The organism is Methanomassiliicoccales archaeon (assembly GCA_036504055.1).
Lineage (GTDB): Archaea > Thermoplasmatota > Thermoplasmata > Methanomassiliicoccales > UBA472 > DASXVU01.
On record DASXVU010000004.1, the window covers coordinates 33,799 to 54,182 of the forward strand.

The following is a 20,384-nucleotide window of genomic DNA, read 5'->3' on the forward strand; positions in this document are numbered from 1 at the left end:
ATGTCAGGCCCTTAAAAGAACTTTGCCAATCAAATCCCCGTTATGGCGATTCGGGCATGTCCCCGATACCGGTCTCGCAGCGCCGGTCCAGCTCGTTGTTCATGATGATGATGCAGTGATCGGCGTGGTAGGAGATGGGGCCCAGGCAGATAATGCCCGGCGTATGGCGCAGCAACTGCGACTCCTCATCGCTGGTCAGGTCCGTATGGTCGCTGAGCACGAAGGTGACGTCGCCTTCGAATCTCTTGTCCCGGACGTCGTTCCCGTCCTCCTTGAGGTAGACGATGCGGGACCGCTCCGACAGTTCGTCTATGACATCGGTGAAGCCCTTGGCCGACACGTAGATCCCGGGCGAGCTCTTGACCTCCCCCTGGCCGGTCTGAAGCAGCGCGTTCCTCACCAGCGCCCCGGTGCTCCTCTCGTCCGGGTTCAGGTACTTGAGCTCGTTGCCGACCAGCCGGACGGTCCGAGGCGGGGTCGGCGGCCCCTGCAACACCAGATACACCTCCACGTCCCGGCGCAGCTTGTGCGACAGGAAGAATGCCGAGTTGATGCACCTCAGAAGTATGTCCAGACGACCCGCCCCGCCGGCCATGTCATCCAGCTTGAAATCACCGTTGCTGACGGCCTTGTGGCCGACGATGACGAACCGCCTCACTCGATACCCTCCAGACCGCCGGCGCCCGCCTGCTTCATCAGTTGCTTGCGCAGCTTGCGGTTGCCCATGAAGCCCTTGACCGCCTTCTTGGAGTTGTTGTACTGGTGGATCAGTTCGCGCACGTCCTTCGGGTCGGTGCCCGAACCGCGCGCGATGCGGACGATGCGGTTGCCCTTGATAAGACGGGGCTCCTCCATCTCCTCCTCGGTCATCGAGTCCATGATGATGCGGTACTTCGCGAGCCGTTCCTGCGACTCCTCCACGTTGATCTTGTCGGTCATGCCGCCGCCCATGCCGGGCAGCATGCCCATGAGCTTCTTCAGCGGGCCCATGTTGGAGAGCATCTCCATCTGGTCGTACATCTCCCTCAGGGTGAACTTCCCGGACATGATCTTCTTGGTGGTCTCCTCCGCCGCCTCTTCGCTGATGTTCTCCTTAGCGGTCTCGAGAAGCGACTGCAGGTCGCCCATGCCCAGCAGACGGGAGATGAAACGGGTCGGTATGAACGGGTCCAGGTCCTCCAGGTGCTCGCCCACTCCGATGAACACGATGGGCGCCTTCGTCCTCGCCACCGCGCTGAGCGCGCCGCCGCCCTTGGCGGTACCGTCCATCTTGGTGATGATGACCGACGTGATGCCCACCGCCTCATGGAACGCCTGGGCCTGCGGGCCGGCCTGCTGTCCCACGGATGCGTCCAGGACCAGTATCCTCTCCGTCGGCTTGGCGACGGCGGCGATGTCCTTGATCTCCTGGATCAGGTCCGTCTCCAGGGCGTGACGTCCGGAGGTGTCGACGATGATCACATCCTGGTTGGCCAGCGCCTTCATGCCCTCGGCGACGATCTTGGATGCGTTCGTCTCCCCGGGTATGCCGAAGAAGTTGATGCCCACCTTGTCGGCGATCTGCTTCAGCTGGTCATAGGCTGCCGGACGGTACACGTCGCCGGCGATCAGCCCGACCTTCATGCCCTTCTTGTGAAAGTAACGTCCGAGCTTCCCGGAGGTGGTGGTCTTCCCCTGACCGTAGAGGCCGACCATCATGATGGTCTGCTTCTGGATCGGCAGCGTCTTCTGTTCGCCGAGGATCTTGACCAGCTCGTCGTTGATGATCCTGACCACGTGCTCGCGCGAGCTCTTTCCTGCCGGAGGCTTCTCGGTCAGCGCGCGGCGTTCGACCTCCTTGGTGATCTCCAGGACCAGCTTGACGTTGACGTCCGCCTGTAGCAGCGCCCGCTGTATGTCCTTGGTGATCTCCTTGACCAGCTTCTCGTCGATGTTGCTGGCGTTGACTATCTTCTTCAGTACGTCGCGCAGCGATTGGCCAAGGTTCTCGAGCACCATTTCAAAGTCCTCTGCCAGCGGTAGGGTTCAAACGATAATAACCTTTTTGCGATGGCATAAAATTGTGATAGAAGGAAAAAGGTTTGGGAAGGGCTAGCCTTGTCAGAAGGGATGGGATGCACTCTGAAAACTAGCCCAGACCTTCCCACTACTACTATCTATTATAGAATATTTATAGCTTTCTTAAATTAAGGTGTATTCCGATAATTAGAGGCACCTTATTTTCCCTTAGGTGATAGCTAAAAAATAAAGAATTGTATGAAAAGGGTTTCGGCCTACAGGTAGCCGGACTTCTGAAGGGTCATCAGATCTTCGGTGCTGAGCTTCTCGCCCTTCTTGAACTTGTCAAAGATCTCTTCCGACTCCTTCATGGCGGAGGATTCGTCCTTCTTCTTCCTCGCCTTGCGGGCCTTCTGCCTCAGGCCGGTGATGATCTTATCGTAGTCGTGCACCTGACGGATGGCCTCGATGTGCCTCTTGTGCTCATCGTCCGCCTTGACCTTGGTCTCGATGAACTTCTCCTGCGATCCGTCCGCTTCCTTCCTCAGGGAGTCGGCCTTCTCGTAGAGCTGGATCATCGCATCGTGTTCCGCCTGGGCCTTCTCCGCCAGCTCCGAGACGAGCTTGTGCTGCGCCTCTGCCTGGTCCTTGGCCTCGCGGAGCTCATGGATCGCGCCCTTTACGTCGGAGTTCATCTCCAGGGACTTCTCGCGCTCCTTGATCTGTATCGATAGGGACTTCATCAGGTCGACCAGTTCCTTCTCCTTCTCCTTGGTGAGGGAAGAGGTCATCTGCTTGAACTCGAGGGCCTTGAGGTCCTTCTTCATGCGCTGGACCGATGGTCCCTCATGAGGAATGGTGTCCTTCTTGAGCTTGGTAACGTTCTCGTTGAGCTCGTTGACCTTCTTGTTCCATTGGTCGCGGCTTTCCTTTGCAGCCTTGACCTGTTCGTTCAGTGTGTCCCTAGTCTCGCGGTGTTTGGCCGCCTCTTCTACCAGTTCACGGACCTTTGCGTTCAGCTCGTCTCTCTTTTGAACCCATTCTTTCGTCTTTTCGTTGAGTTCATCCCGGAGCCGCCTGTGCTTCTCCGCCTCGTTGTTGTTGAGCTGACGCTTCTGGTCGAGGTCCTCTAACAGTTCGGTCATAAATCTCACTCTCAATTGTGCATTTGACAATTAAGGCAAGTTCGACATAATGCAGATTATTTATAACTCTTTCGATAACCTTCGAGTTTCGTAGCCCGAGCCAGCCAGAGCACTAGCGGCCGTCCCCGGGGTCGTCCTCGAGGCTATCATCCTCGTCGTCCTTTGGTAGGTCGTCCTCGATATGCTCGACATCGATGTCGTGCCAACCGTCGTTCGGGGAGTCGAGGGTACCGTCCTTCATCTGGAACTTGACCTTGAGCTTGCCTTCCTCATAGAAGACGGTGGCGCTCTTGACCATCGAAACGTAATAGTTCACCCTTTTCCCGTTCTTGGTCAGCTTGCGCTCGGTGCACACCAGCATGCCCGCCGCCTCCAGGTCCCGGATCCTCCGATAACAGGCGGCGATCGGTATGCCGAACTGCGATGATATGTCCTGTGCGCACTTCGATATTCTCACCGTGGCGACCAGTATCTTGACCGCGTATGGGTCGGTGAGAAGCTGGGAGGCGCTCAGGAGGTCGACCATGTACAGCTCCCAATCGCAAGATGAGAATAAAAAGCCAGAGGGCTCCTTTTCAGGAAATAGAAATCTTGCCTTCCGGGTCGAAGGATACACATGGCCGAGGCGTTGGACCGCCTTCCAGTGCCTTGAATGACCCCAGACGGGTTCATTGTGCTCCTTCTCCTCAGGTGGCGCTCAGACCAGGGGCATCAGCCTGGGGCATTCCTTGTCGCCCACCATCTCGATCTCCAGATGGTAGTATGGCGTATAAGGCTTCTGGCCGCACATCAGCACGGTCCCGTTGATGCTCTCCAGCTTGAGATGCATCGTGGCCTGGTTGGCAAGATGCGGCAGCGATTTGCTGATCGGGGTCGCCTCCGCCACCACCACGTGACCGCCACGCCTCATGGCGTCGATGTGATGGAACGTCTGCGGCAGTACGTCCCCGCCATAGGTCGCCTCCATGGAGTCGAACCCGAGTATCGAAAGGTATGGCACCGAGGATTTGGAAAGCATGTACTTGAGAGAGTCCCAGCGCAGGTCATGTGACGCGTCGGTCCCCTCGATGGCCCGCAGGAATGGGTATCCATTGGTCGACTGGTTGCTGGTGTCCAGGATGTTCAGGCCGTCGTGCATCTGGGGTTTCTCCAGCTTGCTCAGCAACCTCTTCTGGACATCGTCGTAGTCGAGCGAATAGAGCGGGTTCCAGACCAGACCGCGTCCCTTGGACAGGTGGTCTACGATGATGCAGGTCTCCAGCCACTGGACCGTGCTCTGCGGTACGCCCTGGTCGATCTCGATGAGCGTCATGCCTCCCCGGGGAAGGCCGCCCATGACCTGGTCCAGCGCGGTGCAGCCGAAAGAGATGGTCCTCGGGTCCGGGTCCGGCACCGTGACATGTTTTCCCTTTGATGACGGCAGGGATTCGCTGTCATGGTCGAAAACGCTGAGACGGCCGCCCTGCAGGGTGAACATGTACTTCCAGCGGTGTATGCTTCCGCCGCGCAGCTTCTCGATGATGAGCTGCCTTATTCGCCGTCCATTGTGCTCGCCGGAGTCCATGATGAGCACGCCGTCCCCCAGGTAGTCCATTATGGACTTGGCCGAGGTCTCCAGGACATAGATGATGTTGGTATCGGAATGTTCCACCAGGTCCTTCTGCAGCACGTTAATGATGCGCTGCGCGCTTATACCGTATATCTCGGACAGCGCCTCGATGGAGTCCAGGATGATCAATGAACGCTTCGGGAGATTGTTCTCGGTGATGTCATAGGCGAGCTCCAGCTCCGGCAGCATCGTGCCGATGTCCAGGACCAGAGAGCCGTCCGGCCCAATGACGTTGTAATCGTCCTCGTCCTCATGGTCGATCTCACCAGCCTCGACCTGGCCTTCGAGCTTGTTAAGCTCTGTCCTTACGACAGAGGGGTTGGAATCGGTGATGGTGAGCGCCCGCAGCAGATTCTTGGTCGCCTTCAGCGTCGCATCCTGCTTGGGATTGTATTCTTCCTTTTCCAATGTGGTCGTCTTCTTTAGGAACGCCTTACCGGCCTTGAGGATCTCGTTCCGCTTCGCCTTCTCCCTCAACCAGGGGAACTGGCGGAAAAGTGCCTCGTCGGACACTCGCATGGAAAGGTAGTACTCGGGCTGCTCCTGTGAAAGCTCCTCTATCAGCTGAAGGGCGAATGTGGTCTTACCAGTTCCCGCGTCTCCCTTGATTATCAGGGAGTGTCCACCGGGTGACCTGAAGAAGTCAAGCACCTCTTTAGGTATCCTACCATTGCCAGTATCAGCGCTCAATCGAACCACTCGGAGCGAGAACCTACTCGACGCACTTAAAGCTTACCGGCTCATTCTCAGTCCAGCTAATGAAAACAGTCGCCTCTCGATAGGGGCTATCGCCTCCATGAAAAGTGCACTTTGATATCCGGGCCCGACAAGGTTTTATGCGCAGTCGGGCATTGCACCTGTCTATTAGCTATACGGAGCTGAACTAATGCTTCTTTGCCCATTGGACTACCGCTACGGGCGCGACGACATGAAGATGATATTCACCGAGGAGAACCGTCTCCTCACCCAGCTTAAGGTAGAGGCAGCCCTGGCCAGGGCGCACGCCAAGTTGGGCAACATACCGAAGGCGGCCGCTGCAGAGATAACCAAGAAGGCGGACCTCAAGTTCGTGAGACCGGAGAGGGTCAAGGAGATCGAGGACGAGACCAAGCACGACGTCATGGCCATGGTCCGTTCATTGTCGGAACAGTGCTCCGGAGAGGCCGGACGCTATGTGCATCTGGGGGCGACGTCCAACGATATCGTCGACACCGCCTCGGCCATCCAGATCTCCCAGGCACTGGACATAGTGGAATCGGACGTCGTTCACCTCATCGGCACGCTGGCCGGGCTGGCCAAGCAGCACCGCGACACCATAATGATGGGCCGGACGCATGGGCAGTTCGCCATACCGACCACCTTCGGATTCAAGATCGCCGGCTACATCACCGAGATGATGCGCTACCAGGAAAGGATCTCCGAAGCACGGAAACGCCTGTGCGTCGGCAAGATGTCCGGAGCGATCGGGACCGGTGCCGCCCTGGGCCCGAAGGTCCTGGAGATCCAGGAACTGGTCATGAAGGACCTGGGACTGGGGATCGAGGAAGCGGCCACCCAGATCGTCTGCCGTGACCGGTATGCGGAGCTGGTGTCGATCATGGCCATGCTCGACACTTCCTGCGAGCGTTACGCGACCGAGGTCCGAAACCTGCAGCGGTCGGAGATCATGGAGGTCTCGGAAGCGTTCGACAACGAGAAGCAGGTGGGAAGCTCGACCATGGCCCAGAAACGGAACCCGGTCATCTCCGAGAACCTGTGCGGACTGACCCGGATCGCCCGGGCGTTCATCATCCCGGCCATGGAGGACATGGTCCTGTGGCATGAGCGCGACCTCACCAACTCGAGCGCGGAACGCTTCATACTGCCCCATGTCATGGTGCTGACCGATGACATCGTGACCAAGATGGACACGGTCTTCTCCGGGCTGGTGGTGCACAAGGACAACATGCAGAGGAACCTTGATTCCTCCAGGGGACTGATGATGGCCGAACCGGTCATGATATGCCTGGTCGGAAAGGGTCTCGGACGCCAGGACGCCCACGAGATCGTCCGCCGGGCCAGCATGGCCGCTGAGGACCAGGGAAAGACCTTCAAGGAGATGCTCCTGAAGAACAAGGAGGTCAAGTCCCGGATGACCAAAGCGGAACTGAACAAGGTCATGGACCCGTCGAACTACGTCGGAGTGGCGCCCCAGATCGTCGATTCAGTCGTCGCCAAGGCGGAAGCGGTGACAAAGACTAAGAAACCCAAGAGGACCAAGTGAGCCTTGGCTGGCCGTGCCAACGGCCAGGGCCCTACGATCATTTTTGTTCCCCCACGATCTCTCGGACATGTTTTGCCGACCGTTCACAATATGGATCCATCGGGCAAAAATAGATAAGTCACGCACTGGCCTATTAGCGCGATAAGTTGTTCCAACCAGATGCCTTGTATGATATCCTGATCGTCGACGACGAGCCTGGCCTATTGAACCTGGCAAGGATTTACCTGGATATGGAGGGAGGATTCAGGATCACCATCGCTGGCTCTGCGAAACAGGCCTTGGAGCTTATCGCAGCCCATCATTTTGACGCCGTCATCTCCGACTATCAGATGCCGGGGATGGACGGCATCGAGCTTCTAAGGCATCTGAGGTCCAGGCAGATCAACGTGCCATTCGTTCTATTCACCGGTAGAGGAAGGGAGGATGTGGCGATAGCCGCCCTCAATAGCGGGGCTGACTTCTACATCCAAAAGGGCGGGGAACCGAAGGCGCAGTTCGCCGAGCTCAAGCATGCCATCATTTACTCGATCCACCGGAAAGGGGCGGAGGAACTGGTGCAGAGCATCGTCGACAACGCTCCGCTCATGATCATGATCATTGACGAAGAAAGACGTATCCAGACGTTCAACAAGGGGGTGCTGGAGTTCACCGAGTTGTCACCGCAGGAGATAATCGGCCTTCGCTGCGGCGATGCTTTCGATTGCGGCAACTCCAAGGAGAACGGCAATGGATGCGGCTTTAGTTCGCATTGCGACGAGTGCCGCCTTTGGGAAGCGATCCAGAGGGCGATAACCAAGGGGGAGAGATGTCTTCGGGTGGAGGCGGTCCTTCCCACCCCGGATGCGGACGGGAACGGCAAGACCGTGCTCATGGTCTCCACCGCTCCCATCAGAGCGTTCGGAAAGAACCTGGCCCTCGTGTTCCTGGAGGACTTCACTGGATTTCGGAGGAAGCAGCCGGCAGAGCATGCGATGTTTGGGCATAATTGACCATATGACCTGAAGGTAATCGTCCTGATCAATGAAAAATAGGAAAAGGTTTATTTTTATCGTTCAGAAAAGCACAGCATCGGCGAACTGAGGCAGCTGGACCTTGACCAGGTCGAACTGACCGTCCGAGAAGCTCAGAATGACATGCATCTTCAGGTCGATACCGTCAGACTCGCTTCCCATATAGAAGACCGAGTTGGTATGGAAGTTCAGCCACAGGTTGGCCTGGGACAGATCCCCGTTGACCGGTATGTCGGTATGGAGCACCAACTGGACGTTCTTTGAATCGATCGCCATGACGACGTTCTTCTCCGTATCAAGCAAGGCTATGGTCCCATGCCAGTTGATATGCAGGTTAACATCGAAGTGGTCATTCTTCTCCTTCGCCATGACGTTCATGTGGGCCGTCCCATTGATGAAAATGTATTGGATCCCGCTATCCAGGAACTGTTGAAGCGGAACTATCTCATTAAGCATCGCCAATTGTTCATCGGTCAATTGGACTTGGTAAAGGTCGATGGTCAACGAATCGACCTTCACATTGTCGACCATCCGATAGTCCGGGCTCTTGGCTTGAGCAGGCGCTACGGCGAAGGCCATTATGAGCATTGGCATCAACACGGCCAGCACTAAAAGTTTCACTAGGTTCTTAGCGTTCATGTCTAGTCATCCCCCTTAGGATGCCTTATCATCGGTCTCAATCGGTATATACTGATGGAGGCCATTTCAAGAAATGAAAATAGCGGAAGAGATCCGCGAAACTAACGGGATTGTGACAAAACCCGCGGAGCTGGAATGGTCTGAAATCTAGAATCCAGTATCATTGCTGGTCAGAAACAATTATATCCCAAGTAGTGTTCCCTGTCAATACATTGGGCTGGTAGATCAGCGGAAGATCGCTGCCTTCGCAAGGCAGAAGCCGGGGGTTCGAATCCCCCCCAGTCCACCATTTTCCTGGCTAACCTCGATTCCTCCCTTTTTCGGGAGAAACACACTGGCCTGATATGCTGCATAGAGGTCTTCTGCAGCGTTCATATCCTCGAAATCTAGACCGAGGTACTTCATTGTCGTTCTTGTATCGGCGTGACCGAACTTCCTTGCTATGAGCTCTATCGGCACCTTTGCCCGATACATCATGCGACCGCAGGTCCTTCTTAGATCGTGGTTGGAGAAATGGAATCCTACCCGTTCCCCGATCTTGTTCAGGATCTTCTCGATGGCGCTCTTCTGATAGGCATGCAGTTGTCCGTTCCGCTGATAGATCAGCAGCTTATCCGGAACGACTACCGCCTTGTTCTTTTTCCTCGCCTTCGCGATCTCCCGGTCCCTTATCTCAAGGTACTCTTCGAGAACTGCTATCGTCTCCGGATGCCAGTTGATGTCCCTGGGCTTTCCTCCATACCTTCCCTTACCTAGAAGGTGAACGGAATTGATCCGTCCGCTGGAGAAATCGCTGGCCTTCAGACGTATGAGCTCGATCCGTCTCATTCCGAGGTCTAGCTCGCAATGGACTATCATCTTCTCAATCCCCCGAACATTCATCTTTACTGTCATTGCTTGCTCATCCGTCAGCCATCTTACCCTTGACGATCTTAGGTTCCCGAATCCTATCTTGATCTTTGCTACCTCTTGATTACCAGTCCATTTCAGGAAACCCATCAGCATGGATACCATGTTCGCCTTGTACCGCTCTGATCTCCCGACTAGGAAATCATTGCGAATGTAATTAATCTCGGGCCTTCCCATCTTTCGAGGGTTCAGCTCGAGCTTGGCATCCTGTAGGGCTTGAAGGATGGTCTTTAGAGCCCATTTGTAGTCACGGATCGTGACCTCGCTCCTATTCCCATCCCTTAGCTCTTGCAGATAGGCATCTAGCTCCCTGCCGAGGGAATACCATGCCGTTGGCATTAGTTCCCCTCAAAGACATGATAAACAGTGTGAGATACAAATTCTCTCGCTCCCGACCTACCCCCGTACCCCTTTCTTGTTAACTTGTTAACTATTTGGGATACTGGCAAGCGAGTTAGGACGAGGTAAATCACGTTTTTCGCCTTCTAACTATTTTGAACCCTGTTCACTGGACGATTTCGTTCTGTCGCCGAATTTTTGCAAATTGGACCTATATGCCAGTTCGAATTGCTCAACGTTTTTGAAGAAAGAAAGATTGCCGGTTCCTGGTTCAGCAACAAACCCCATGCCTTTCAAAAGGTTGGTGACAGTTCGGGTCTTTACCTCTTCGTTGAAATTGTCTCCAGTCTGCTTGAGATCGGTGTTCAATTGGTCGGTTACATTCCTGGTGCTAATATCCACGATAGCTTTCGCTCTCATTTTATCCTTGGTCAACGGCTCCTTTTCGATGGTTGATTGTTTCTCTACCTTCTTGAATTGTGAATTAAACTCGGATTGAAGGGCATAAAAGACCCTAGCCGACATAGAATCCTTGAGCTCGGCACCGGAAACTCCTTGAGACCGGGCAATGAAGGAAACAATATCATTTTGCCCTCCCGCTATCAGGGCAGCCGTTAAAATGCTCCTTGCGTTGTCCTTCGATCTGTCTTCCAGTTTTATTGTCGTGCCGTCCAATTCGATTGGAGCACTGATCTCCTTGTTCACCTTCTGGAGGTATGAATCAAAGTCGATCTTCCCCGACAATACCCTGAGCCTTAACGATAATAACCTAGTCCTCAGGTCTTCGCTCCCATCCAGATCTCCCCGTTCCTTCAGCTCTATTTCCTTGGGTTTCTGGAGCATCGTTATGATAAGCGAGCGGTTCTGGTTGTCATCATCGGGCAGCTTATCCCGTATGCCAATCAGCATCGGTGAGTACAGGTCGTAAAGGTCAACTCCCCCATTCTCGTTCACTCTCGGGACACTGTAGCCTTTCTGATACCCTCCATTGAAAACAGCTGCCATCTCCAGCTTTCTTTCCTTTGGTATCTTCTGGTATTCGTCCTGAAAAACCGTTATTCGGTAGGACTGGATAAGACGGAAGAGCGCCGCAGGGGTAGAATCGATAAGTTTTGCCCCCCGGTAAGTCAACATCTGAAGAGTCTCACCGCAGCAGGATTTTCCTACAGTGGTCGTACCGACGATGATCACTCTAGGGGAGATCTCGAATTGGTCGAAAATCCAAGAAAATATCACCCAGGCAGCTAGCGTCGAATAAGCTGACTCATCGCTGAACCAAACCCGTTTTCTAATGAATTCGGTAATATCTTCCAATAATTTCGGGTCTGGCTCTCTCATATTAGGGCGAGATGGAAGGGGCCAACACATGCTGGAGAATTTACTTTCCAGTTGATGAGCCAGTTCCTTATTCTCTTTTTCCCATTCGATAAATGACCTGATTGGGTTATCCTTGAAGGATGGTATGACAAAACCTAATCCGTTATTGGGGTCTTGAAATGGCTCTGCATCGAAGATTTGTTTTGAGTAGATCGGTTTCTTTCCTTTTTTGCTAGTTGAAGATTTGTCGGTCGGGGTTTCGTCCTGGAACGATGGATTATCCTGCTTCAATGGGCATTTCTTCCAGTCGCAGACCTCTTCCCCGAAAGTCTCCTTGATGGGACCGCAGCCGGGATGGTTGGATTTCTCGCCTTTGTAAGCCGATTTGAGGGTTTCCAGGCAACCCTTTTCGAGCTCGTTATCATACCCCTGGCACTTGTGAGCATAGGTGACCATGTCCTTTTGCGCTTTAGCCTGAGGGACATCCATCAACAAGTTGAACCGGGCAATCCGATAGGCTCCAGGATTCCTGAGCCCCTCTTTCATCCCTTGCATCAGATGATAGTAACAAGGGATTGCATCCAGTTCAGAAACAATGGAGAGAGGTTGAGAATCATCTTTTTCTGCCGATTCTATGAATCTCTGTATCTCCCCGTTGATCAGCTCGGACAATTCTGTTATATCCCATTGGTGAATTGATCCGGTCCAAGGCATCTGGAACTTTATGGTGTCCTTGGTCGGTCTTTCTTCGGGAATATCATCGATCCATGTTTTTCTGCTGCCGTTGTCCCTTAATGAACCGAACTCCCTTATCATATGGCCTTTCCCGCTTGGGTATGATCTCCAACTGATCGCTGAAGGGTCTAGCCCTGCCAGTTTGATATCGATTCCAGAGTCGTTGATAATCAGGTCATAAACAGTTTCCCTCATGATCTTGAGCGGGTCTATCTCGAGCTCCTGGACCTTATCAAGCAGGACCTTATTGATTTTCAGAGTACCGGCATCAATGAAAACATGGACATGGATACCTTTTCCTCCAGACCATCCGGAGATATACGGAACGGCCTCGCTCTCTAGGTAAGAGATCAGCTTTCTGGCCTCGACCTTTAGCACATTCCAATCTTTTTGGTCGAAATCGAATACCAGCTCATTTGGCAAGATCGTTCTGGCGATGATGAGTTGGGTCTGGTTGCCTATAATGGGCATCCAGCGTCCTCTCAGGTCCGGCGAATATTGGACCATGATGGGGCTCTTGAACTTGGTCGAAAGATGGCCGAGCTCGTTTAGCCAAATCTGTTGGTCCTTGATCACTTTGGCGTTTAGATTATCATCAATAGGGGGAAGGTCGGTCATGTTAAACCTCCCATTGCGATCATGCGACGGGCCTCCGGGCTCCCCCATCGATAATACTTCCAAAAGAATCCGTCAAACTCATTCGACGGTAGATGGGTTATGAACTCAACGAGCTCGTCTTGGTCTTTAGCCCAACCGTAGGCTACCCAACAGTAGCTATACCCGTTCGGTACGACTTGAAGATTGTTTCTTTTCTTGGTTGTGCATCCTTCCCTTTCTGACATGATTGAACCTCCTTTTTGAAAGAATTTGTTCGCCTTCCTGTTCCGCTTTTTTTCTACCCTCCACAGAGCCGTTTTTATACACAAAACTCCTGGACTTTTTCTCCATTTTCAGGCGGCTTTCGACGGTCTTTCCATCGCAGTATGGCATTGATCACCGCAATAGCAAAACCAGAGGTCAAAGGCAAGTTGTTTCACCCCTCGAGCTCGTGTTGTCGATGATCTTCATAGGATCACCGCAAAAGCGATCCCAATTCCCAAAACCGCCCCTCCGCAGCCGAACAACAACCGCAATCGTCTTCCGATTCCGGTGACTCCGAGCAGCAACATCATACCGGCGCTTGTGGTCGCCATCGCTGATAGGATGACAAGAGCGAATCCGGCCGGGCCGGTCGAGCCGAGGAAGATGTCGGGAAGTGGCATTATTGCTCATTCCTCTTCTTTTCCTCTTCCTTTTCCTCATCCCCATCATCTTGGAGTTTGTACAATTTCACTCGGCGAAAATATGAATGTCGAACGAGGGCCAGATGTGGGTCCGTCTGTTTCGGGATACCCGACAGGGTTAGGTCTGGACCGAGTCCCAATTGTGATTCCAAGTCGGTTTGGCACTTTGAGGAACAATAAATCGGAATGAAATCCCTCGAATTCACCGTGATTGAAAACTTTTTCAAGCATCCTGGACACTTGCGGGTTAGCTCAATCGAGGTCATTGTGCCACCGCCTTTATCTGGTTCTCCGTCGCCTCTGCTCGTATTCCCTGCACCACAAAAACCCGTGCCAGGGTTCTTGGAGGCAGGTCTTTCCTTTGCGCCACCCGATTAAGCTTTTCAATGTCCTCCGGGTCGAGGCTTATCGTATACGGCACCTTTGCCATAGACATTAGAAACTGTTATAATCTAGATAAATTATTAGCAATATCTTGATAACAATAAATTGATAACAAAGTTGGTGAAAAATCATGTCCAGTATTCTTCTTAGCCCGAAAGAAAAGAAATTTCTTGAAGAAGCAAAGTATAGATACAATTTACCTGCGACTCCAAGTGAAAGAGTATTCATTTCAAGGCTGGATAAAAAAATAGAAACGAATCTTCCATCCTCCATTATTGATTTCTTGGTAGATCTGAGTCTCGTATCCAATTATTATTCCTATAAAAATCCTGAGATCAAGAATGAAATGATAGAAAGTATGGTGCAAATTTTTTATCCCACTTATGTGGCGAGCATGATACAAAACTGGATGCCAAAAGATGCTAAAATGGAATTATTGAGGATTCTTATGGAGCAGAATGACCCCCGAGAGATTATGGGTGTCTTCACAAGATACCTTAATGATTGTGAGTTTCATGACTTTGAAGACCCGGAAAGGGAGATTCTGGTCCTCGAAGATGATAAGAATAAGATTGTCTCTGAGATGATGGATTTCATTAACTTAACATCGGACAAGGATTGTATTTACAGAGATGAAAGACCACTCTATACTCATGATCGAGAAAGAATCAATGTAATGTATTTTGTGTCAAAAGAAGCTAGAAAAAAACTTGCCCTAATTAACTCAGATTCATATTCAGGCGAGATCAAATATGCTCCAATCGAGATTCGTAATGCTCTCGGCAAACGATTCGGAGTAACAATAATATTTAGAGTCAATTGGATAAAAGCGGTATTGATATCACTATTCAATGTTGATCTGGATGGCAGCAGGTGGTGGGATGAATTGGAAAGGGGAAGGTTCGGAATAATAAGACGTGGAAGATTTCTAGAATATCAAACAGTAGTAAGAAGTGAGAAGGACATTATCAGCAGAATTTTCAGGGTAATCTCTGATTTATGCAACAACGGCATCGAAATAGGGTCACCGAAGTTAATGTTTCAATATACGGTTATTAAACCGGATTTTAATACCGCTCAGTTCTTCGTTGGTAGGGGAAGACCAATTAAGACGATAGGAGGAAAAGAAATAATTCCATATGATGAAAAAAACCCATTCCAAATTAGATTGGAGAAGGAGATAAAACGGGCAATCGAGGCATTAAATGAACAAGGAATTATAAAACGTAAACGTGGAATCAAACCGAACTATTTCATACCCACAGATTCACTAAAGGCGATTAGAGATTCGGGTGTTTTTCATAAATCTCCCGATGACGTCACAGAAAAAAATGTTGCATTATTGCCAGGAGAGTTGATGATAACCTTTGATCACCTTATTCAGGAAATTGATATCAAAGAATGAAATTACCCTTTCTTAATGAATACCTGGCCTTTTTCACCCTCATAGAATAGGATGTGGTCACCGTCATTAATGCCCATCAGATCGGCCGCATCTTTTACCAAGCTGATCCGCAACTTGGAACTGACCTTCGATGACCCAAGGAATTTCATTTCTGACTTGGTTTCGGGCATAATACCTATATTGGAGATAATGGAGAAATATACATATATCCTTTCCCCCTATATTGTCGCAATCTCCAATATAGGAGATAACATGAGGTAATGACATGGATTGGAAAAACAATGATTGGCCTATCTATTGCGAGACTAGCCTGGTATTGGAGCTCGACGTTGAGCATGATCAAGAGGACCTGGAAAAGCTGAAAGAGGAATTGAAGCAAGGCATTCTCGCTTGGGCCAGGGAAAAGAAGCGGAACGAGCATGTAATGAGGGTTAGGGATATTGTCATGAAAGAGACGGTCAGGGATGACTATGGCGTGATCCAGAGCCATATCGAGACCGTGAACGCTAGAGCGAACAATATTGATAACATAGCAAAACCGAATCGGCAGGAATTCAACCCCTTAGTCAATATCAAGGTCGAGATTGGCCGAACTGTCCCCGATTCGGTGGCCAATGAGATCATGGAAGAAATGGACCAGGAGCGGGAGATCATCCACAGTATCCTTGAAACCGTCAAGGTCGAACGGGTCGAAATCAATTAGGAAACAATAAAGCTGGTTTGGACGGTTTCTAGAACGTCCGGACCTTTCTTTTCTCTGAAAATGTCAAAGGTGACCCGGCCGTTTGCACGACCGGCCGGATCGGGGGTTCAATCCCAATAGTATAATATAAATCGTTATTATTAAATGTATCACATTAACACATCTTCACTCGATTGCTTAGATCGATAATGGACTTTAATCAAGATATGTGCAACGATTTGAGAATTGCTATTCTGGCTGCAATAGATGTTCTGTGGACAAGTCTTGCATTTGTCCGAAATGCAGGTAAATAGGCCATAACAGCTAGGGACAGTGACGGGGACTGGCCCCCGTCCTGTCCATGGGGTACGAATGGTCTGAACCGCTGGCATGATTTGGTAATGTGTTTCAGGTTAATAATAATGATGTTAGCTTAACAATGGAAGTGAATAAAAGGAAAAGATTTGGTGTCACCTTCTCAAAGGATTGATTAGGTACTGGAAAGATAAACACGGATCATGCCACTTGTGACAGCTGTCCCAAATGGAGTGCTCACCTTAAGACTGTAGGATGTGGTCTCTCCCGGCGCCAACGAGACATCCTGAGTTTGTCGATATGTGTTCTGACCTTCAGTAATGTCCACATGAATGTTCTTCGATCCGATCGCATCTCCAGTATTGGTCACTTTGACTGTTACTGTTGTTGCCCCCAGGACGCTTTGGGAATATGTTGAACTCACTACCTGCAGATTCGGCTTGGGACCGATCAAAGCAGATCCCCCATCGTTCCCTCCGGGTCGCACTGCGAGAACGACCAACAGAATGACGATAATAATTGCGACTATAGCTATTACGCCGATTATCAGGCCTCTTTTTCTCTTCGGTTTAGGGGCCGGTTGTTGATAATACTGTGGCGGCATTTGTTGATATCCAGGTGGCGGCTGTTGATATGTAGGTTGTTGCGGTTGCTGCTGATATGGACCTTGGTTTGGTTGGTTTAATTCCTCGTTCCCCATTTAGATCTCCGACGATTCTAGTCGGTCATATATCCTAAAACTATGTTCAAAATTATCAATTGTGAAACGATTCTTCGATGTATCTAACGTTACATAATACTCTATTTTGTAACATTATCTTCATTCCATAAGACCTGGGTTATATACTAACTCAGTTTGTTTGTATCGTTATGTTACATTATTAATACTGTTTGTAACAATATCTACCTGGGAAGTACAGACAATGAGAGAGGGAATGCGATCAAAGGATGATGCTCTGAACGACCTCGAGCTCGATACTTTGTTGAAGGCGGCAGACCCGGACGATCCAAGGGAGGCTTTGATTATCCTTCTCGCCGGTGATCTCGGACTCAGGGAGGGGGAGATCTCCGCTTTGAGGTCCTCTTGGATCAACTTCCAACGTGGACACATCATCATACCCTCGAAAAGCGAACAGGGATGGACTCCTAAGCGTCCTGACAGCGCTAGGACCATTCCGGCCTTGAAGATGTCTCCGAGAGCGTGGGAAGCGGTAAGAACGTACTTCACGGCCCATCCCTCGCTCGATATGACCCGCATGACGGTCTATCGGATAGTGCAGAAGGTCGCATTGAGGTCAGAGCTCAAGAGGAAGATCTATCCCCATTCATTGAGGGCGACAGCAGCGACACGACTTGCTTACAAGATCACTAACCCGGTCATCCTTTGCGATCTGTTCGGTTGGAAGCAGCTCAAGATGGCCGAGTATTACATCCGGAGAGCAGGGGGAAGGGCCGAGCTCGAACTTGATAAGATACTTTGAACTCACATTGCATTCATAATGGCATTCTCCTGCAATTGAGCCATGGACCTGACCCAATCTGTGTTTAATGCATAGCTACCAGAATAATATTCGAGTTGATTCATACAAACTACATTGTTTTCTCTAAAAAGAATCGAGTATACATGAGGCTGGGATGAAGTAGACGACGCTTGATACATGTCATCCCCCAGTCCGCTATTAGTAATATGGGCCATTGGAACGCTCGAACTGGATGAGACGGTGGTTGAAACGAAGTTTTTAGCATCATCTATACTGTAGAAAACGATGGCTGCGGATCCAAACATAGCTCCGCTCGAAGATTGTTGAGAGTACCCATTATGATATGTTACGATAGATGAACTTCTTGCCGATACCACACTAGGCATGGATGCGGTTGACTCGTAAGTCCACCCAGATGGCATCATACCGGCATTCGCTGTAAAACTGCTTGATGAATTTGTCAACAAAGTCGTGTTATCAGCTGAACCTTTGTTCGTAGGCGAAAGAACAACCAATGCAACAATGACCAGAACAACGGCAATCGCCACTACCGACACACCAATAACAACTTTTCGACTTCTCTTCTTGACCGAGGGTTCTGAAATATAGGGCTGTTTCGGTTGAGTTTGCACCGGTTGGCTGCTCGAATCTACTGTTGATTGGATTTTCTTTCCACACTTGGGACAAAACGTAGATTCCATTTCAAAGGAAGATCCGCAATCTGAACAGAATTTTCTAGGAATCTGATCTGTATTCTCCATATCTCCACCACGACGCCTGAAAACGGCGTAATATGTGGGAGTTTGTGCAAGAGCTTAATGGTTGGCCTTGGTCTTGAAATGTGATAATGAAATGGAAATCATACTGTCTCATCGTTCATCATTCATTTCTTTCCCTTCATCAATTGACTTCAATACACTTCAAAGGATTGCGTGAGAGCCGTATACGAAAACTATCTTCTCTCCATTAATCTTCCAACGACCTTTGATATCGCCCTTTGCCTCGACTTTTACGATGTTCTCAGCCCCGCATTCAGGGCAGGGTATCTCTTCCCATTCTCTGCTCATGATCACCCGGACCAGGCATCATATCTAATCCGTTGCTTTGAGAGATGAGTGAAAGTGCCGTCCCTATACCATATAGGCGGCGCTTTAAAACGTAAAACATTACCGACCCAGTCTGATATCCTCGTTTTTTCTGGTTAAGTAACTATTGGTTGGAATAGTGTTGTCCTGTTTCCCATATAAAGGCGGCGCAGAATATGGAATAGAATATCAATCCAGACTGGGACCTCCATATTCACTTGATAAATACTTACCCTAATATCAAACGGATCGGGTTTCCAATCCTCTATCATATAGGGAGGCTGCCAATTGCCAAAGAACTATAGCCAGACATCAAGAACGGATGGAAGAAGTATATTAGTTTGAGCTGACCGTTTTAAAAAGGGGTATGGAAACAGGGACCGCCTCGAACGTCATTATCATTGACTGGCTAGGGTTAGGTAGTGGATGGTAAAGGGGCCGGAATAGATTGGGATAACCTCGACCGGGGATCGGAGCAGGTCCTTGATATTATTGAATAATACATTAATAATCTGGAATAGGTTTTGATTAGTGATTAGGGCCACCATATATAGGGGCAGTTATTCGTTTCGGATCTAAAAGAAAGAATGTGGCCGGGCATGGTTGGGATGATCGGGAGCCGATGAATTGGTTTGGATCGTTCTTTTATTCTCTAAAATGTAGCCTGTACTATATATTGTGGCGCCTGTGCATTGTAAAATACAATTCCAGATTATTATGAATGATACAAAATAGACTATGATGGAACAACCTCGAAAGACAAAGTAAGACGAACATGAGTACTCATCATTATTGAAGTATTCTGATATAATATCAATAACACAAATATTTACATAACAACACTTATTCAAACCACAGGGGAAAGGATGTTTAGGAGAGCATGTTCAACTAATCGAGAATCAATTTATGGTGTTCATGGATTTTCAATTATTGGAGATAACTTACAAGCCAATACCATTGGATCTGGATTTACTATAGCTCCGGGTATCATAGTAACGGCTGGTCATTTAGTCCATCTTGATAGCGATGCGAAGAAGAGCATCCAAACGAGTTTTGATGTGATTAGGTCTCCTGATATTGGGCAAGGGACTGAAAAGGCAGAATTTATTGCCGAAGATTCAGAGTATGATATAGCCTTGCTAAAGATTGTTAATCCAAGATCGGCTAAATTTCTTACTTTGGAACCTAATAAAATACAGACTGGTACGAATTGCGGCTCTCTAGGATTTCCACTATGTTCTTTTGACAATAATGGATTCCACCTTGTCGAACGTTTTCAAGGATCTTATGTTTCCTGCTATTCTCAAGGGATTTCACCAAAGGGGAAACCTGTTTATCAATATGAAGTCGATTCGTTGATGTATAAAGGTTCGAGTGGATGCCCTGGTTTTCTAATGAGCGGGGTTGTTATTGGTATGCAGAGCAGCTACCAGATGAATCGGGAAGGGCAGGATGGCAAAATGTCACAACTAGCAATCTCGAACTGGGTACCATCGATGGAAATTATTAGGTGTGCTAAAGCTAATGGAATTAAAATTGGAAAACGGTAATTTATCCAGCATCGAATCAACTCGAATAAGACTCTGAATGATTGTTCGACTTCTTTTTTAATCCTTGGAGGTACTAAAGAATCACACAAGACCAGAACAGTTTCGTGCCGTTCTCCCTACTGTTCCTTGGAGCCAGCATCATTCCCGGAACAGTAGGAACAGTAAGAACAGTAACTTACAACTTCTAAAGAGAAAAGAAAAAGACTGCAAAGGGTTTGGCAACCCCAAATTACAC

At 49.9% G+C, this 20,384-nt stretch carries 19 protein-coding genes and 1 tRNA gene; 7 read left to right on the forward strand and 13 right to left on the reverse strand.

Annotation, left to right across the window (positions count from 1 at the left end; genetic code table 11):
- Positions 1-40: 40 nt before the first annotated feature.
- From trmY to gvpD, 5 genes are all read right to left on the reverse strand, one after another.
- The gene (trmY, locus tag VGK23_01000; GenBank protein ID HEY3419114.1) at positions 41-658 is read right to left on the reverse strand and encodes a tRNA (pseudouridine(54)-N(1))-methyltransferase TrmY; all 618 of its coding nucleotides are present in this window, start codon (positions 656-658) and stop codon (positions 41-43) included.
- Complete coding sequence (locus tag VGK23_01005) at positions 655-1,998, reverse strand: signal recognition particle protein Srp54 (protein ID HEY3419115.1); 1,344 nt, start codon at positions 1,996-1,998, stop codon at positions 655-657. Before VGK23_01005 ends, trmY begins: the two co-directional genes overlap by 4 nt.
- 275 nt (positions 1,999-2,273) lie before the next feature.
- Complete coding sequence (locus VGK23_01010; GenBank protein ID HEY3419116.1) at positions 2,274-3,143, reverse strand: phosphoserine phosphatase; 870 nt, start codon at positions 3,141-3,143, stop codon at positions 2,274-2,276.
- Positions 3,144-3,255: 112 nt separating this feature from the next.
- Positions 3,256-3,669, reverse strand: a complete 414-nt coding sequence (locus tag VGK23_01015; GenBank protein HEY3419117.1) for a winged helix-turn-helix domain-containing protein — start codon at positions 3,667-3,669, stop codon at positions 3,256-3,258.
- A gap of 171 nt (positions 3,670-3,840) precedes the next feature.
- Positions 3,841-5,451: a gas vesicle protein GvpD P-loop domain-containing protein gene (gene gvpD, locus VGK23_01020; GenBank protein ID HEY3419118.1), complete on the reverse strand. Its 1,611-nt coding sequence runs from the start codon at positions 5,449-5,451 to the stop codon at positions 3,841-3,843.
- A 187-nt stretch (positions 5,452-5,638) separates the two neighbouring features.
- Here gvpD and purB point away from each other — a divergent pair, with 187 nt between their 5' ends.
- Both purB and VGK23_01030 read left to right on the forward strand, forming a co-directional pair.
- A complete protein-coding gene (gene purB / locus VGK23_01025; GenBank protein HEY3419119.1) occupies positions 5,639-7,015 on the forward strand; it encodes an adenylosuccinate lyase in 1,377 nt (458 codons plus the stop codon).
- A gap of 146 nt (positions 7,016-7,161) precedes the next feature.
- A complete protein-coding gene (locus VGK23_01030; protein ID HEY3419120.1) occupies positions 7,162-8,004 on the forward strand; it encodes a response regulator in 843 nt (280 codons plus the stop codon).
- A gap of 63 nt (positions 8,005-8,067) precedes the next feature.
- On the opposite strand, the gene VGK23_01035 is transcribed toward VGK23_01030, so the two are convergent.
- Positions 8,068-8,664: a hypothetical protein gene (locus VGK23_01035; protein ID HEY3419121.1), complete on the reverse strand. Its 597-nt coding sequence runs from the start codon at positions 8,662-8,664 to the stop codon at positions 8,068-8,070.
- 214 nt (positions 8,665-8,878) lie between these two features.
- Between VGK23_01035 and VGK23_01040 the strand changes: the two genes are divergently transcribed.
- Positions 8,879-8,953, forward strand: a tRNA-Ala gene (locus tag VGK23_01040).
- 1,109 nt (positions 8,954-10,062) lie between these two features.
- Here VGK23_01040 and VGK23_01045 read toward each other — a convergent pair.
- From VGK23_01045 to VGK23_01060, 4 genes are all read right to left on the reverse strand, one after another.
- Positions 10,063-12,582, reverse strand: coding sequence for a hypothetical protein (locus tag VGK23_01045; protein HEY3419122.1), 2,520 nt, complete (start codon positions 12,580-12,582; stop codon positions 10,063-10,065).
- 156 nt (positions 12,583-12,738) lie between these two features.
- Positions 12,739-12,954 (reverse strand): hypothetical protein, encoded by a 216-nt coding sequence (locus VGK23_01050; GenBank protein ID HEY3419123.1) that lies wholly within the window; start codon positions 12,952-12,954, stop codon positions 12,739-12,741.
- A 74-nt stretch (positions 12,955-13,028) separates the two neighbouring features.
- Positions 13,029-13,226, reverse strand: coding sequence for a hypothetical protein (locus tag VGK23_01055; GenBank protein ID HEY3419124.1), 198 nt, complete (start codon positions 13,224-13,226; stop codon positions 13,029-13,031).
- Positions 13,227-13,509: 283 nt separating this feature from the next.
- The gene (locus VGK23_01060; protein HEY3419125.1) at positions 13,510-13,677 is read right to left on the reverse strand and encodes a hypothetical protein; all 168 of its coding nucleotides are present in this window, start codon (positions 13,675-13,677) and stop codon (positions 13,510-13,512) included.
- Between the two features lie 84 nt (positions 13,678-13,761).
- Here VGK23_01060 and VGK23_01065 point away from each other — a divergent pair, with 84 nt between their 5' ends.
- Positions 13,762-15,036: a hypothetical protein gene (locus tag VGK23_01065; GenBank protein ID HEY3419126.1), complete on the forward strand. Its 1,275-nt coding sequence runs from the start codon at positions 13,762-13,764 to the stop codon at positions 15,034-15,036.
- 2 nt (positions 15,037-15,038) lie between these two features.
- Here the strand turns inward: VGK23_01065 and VGK23_01070 are convergent, their stop codons facing one another.
- Positions 15,039-15,206: a hypothetical protein gene (locus VGK23_01070; protein HEY3419127.1), complete on the reverse strand. Its 168-nt coding sequence runs from the start codon at positions 15,204-15,206 to the stop codon at positions 15,039-15,041.
- A 95-nt stretch (positions 15,207-15,301) separates the two neighbouring features.
- Between VGK23_01070 and VGK23_01075 the strand changes: the two genes are divergently transcribed.
- Both VGK23_01075 and VGK23_01080 read left to right on the forward strand, forming a co-directional pair.
- Positions 15,302-15,739, forward strand: coding sequence for a hypothetical protein (locus VGK23_01075; protein HEY3419128.1), 438 nt, complete (start codon positions 15,302-15,304; stop codon positions 15,737-15,739).
- A 1,229-nt stretch (positions 15,740-16,968) separates the two neighbouring features.
- Positions 16,969-17,514 (forward strand): site-specific integrase, encoded by a 546-nt coding sequence (locus tag VGK23_01080; GenBank protein HEY3419129.1) that lies wholly within the window; start codon positions 16,969-16,971, stop codon positions 17,512-17,514.
- Positions 17,515-17,516: 2 nt separating this feature from the next.
- Here the strand turns inward: VGK23_01080 and VGK23_01085 are convergent, their stop codons facing one another.
- Entirely contained in the window at positions 17,517-18,275 is a 759-nt protein-coding gene (locus tag VGK23_01085) for a zinc ribbon domain-containing protein (protein HEY3419130.1), read from the reverse strand.
- Between the two features lie 159 nt (positions 18,276-18,434).
- Entirely contained in the window at positions 18,435-18,581 is a 147-nt protein-coding gene (locus VGK23_01090) for a hypothetical protein (protein ID HEY3419131.1), read from the reverse strand.
- An 884-nt stretch (positions 18,582-19,465) separates the two neighbouring features.
- On the opposite strand from VGK23_01090, the gene VGK23_01095 reads away from it, so the two are divergent.
- Positions 19,466-20,149: a serine protease gene (locus tag VGK23_01095; protein HEY3419132.1), complete on the forward strand. Its 684-nt coding sequence runs from the start codon at positions 19,466-19,468 to the stop codon at positions 20,147-20,149.
- Positions 20,150-20,384: the final 235 nt, after the last annotated feature.

Excerpts from the sequence above, each read along its gene's own strand:
- VGK23_01065 (HEY3419126.1), top strand. The coding sequence starts at position 13,762 with ATGTCCAGTATTCTTCTTAGCCCGAAAGAAAAGAAATTTCTTGAAGAA.
- VGK23_01080 (HEY3419129.1), top strand. The coding sequence starts at position 16,969 with ATGCGATCAAAGGATGATGCTCTGAACGACCTCGAGCTCGATACTTTG.
- VGK23_01045 (HEY3419122.1), bottom strand. The coding sequence starts at position 12,582 with ATGACCGACCTTCCCCCTATTGATGATAATCTAAACGCCAAAGTGATC.
- VGK23_01005 (HEY3419115.1), bottom strand. The coding sequence starts at position 1,998 with ATGGTGCTCGAGAACCTTGGCCAATCGCTGCGCGACGTACTGAAGAAG.
- VGK23_01035 (HEY3419121.1), bottom strand. The coding sequence starts at position 8,664 with ATGAACGCTAAGAACCTAGTGAAACTTTTAGTGCTGGCCGTGTTGATG.
- VGK23_01070 (HEY3419127.1), bottom strand. The coding sequence starts at position 15,206 with ATGCCCGAAACCAAGTCAGAAATGAAATTCCTTGGGTCATCGAAGGTC.
- VGK23_01055 (HEY3419124.1), bottom strand. The coding sequence starts at position 13,226 with ATGCCACTTCCCGACATCTTCCTCGGCTCGACCGGCCCGGCCGGATTC.
- VGK23_01010 (HEY3419116.1), bottom strand. The coding sequence starts at position 3,143 with ATGACCGAACTGTTAGAGGACCTCGACCAGAAGCGTCAGCTCAACAAC.
- VGK23_01015 (HEY3419117.1), bottom strand. The coding sequence starts at position 3,669 with ATGGTCGACCTCCTGAGCGCCTCCCAGCTTCTCACCGACCCATACGCG.
- VGK23_01095 (HEY3419132.1), top strand. The coding sequence starts at position 19,466 with ATGTTTAGGAGAGCATGTTCAACTAATCGAGAATCAATTTATGGTGTT.
- VGK23_01060 (HEY3419125.1), bottom strand. The coding sequence starts at position 13,677 with ATGGCAAAGGTGCCGTATACGATAAGCCTCGACCCGGAGGACATTGAA.
- VGK23_01050 (HEY3419123.1), bottom strand. The coding sequence starts at position 12,954 with ATGCCATACTGCGATGGAAAGACCGTCGAAAGCCGCCTGAAAATGGAG.
- VGK23_01090 (HEY3419131.1), bottom strand. The coding sequence starts at position 18,581 with ATGAGCAGAGAATGGGAAGAGATACCCTGCCCTGAATGCGGGGCTGAG.
- VGK23_01085 (HEY3419130.1), bottom strand. The coding sequence starts at position 18,275 with ATGGAGAATACAGATCAGATTCCTAGAAAATTCTGTTCAGATTGCGGA.
- VGK23_01075 (HEY3419128.1), top strand. The coding sequence starts at position 15,302 with ATGGATTGGAAAAACAATGATTGGCCTATCTATTGCGAGACTAGCCTG.
- purB (HEY3419119.1), top strand. The coding sequence starts at position 5,639 with ATGCTTCTTTGCCCATTGGACTACCGCTACGGGCGCGACGACATGAAG.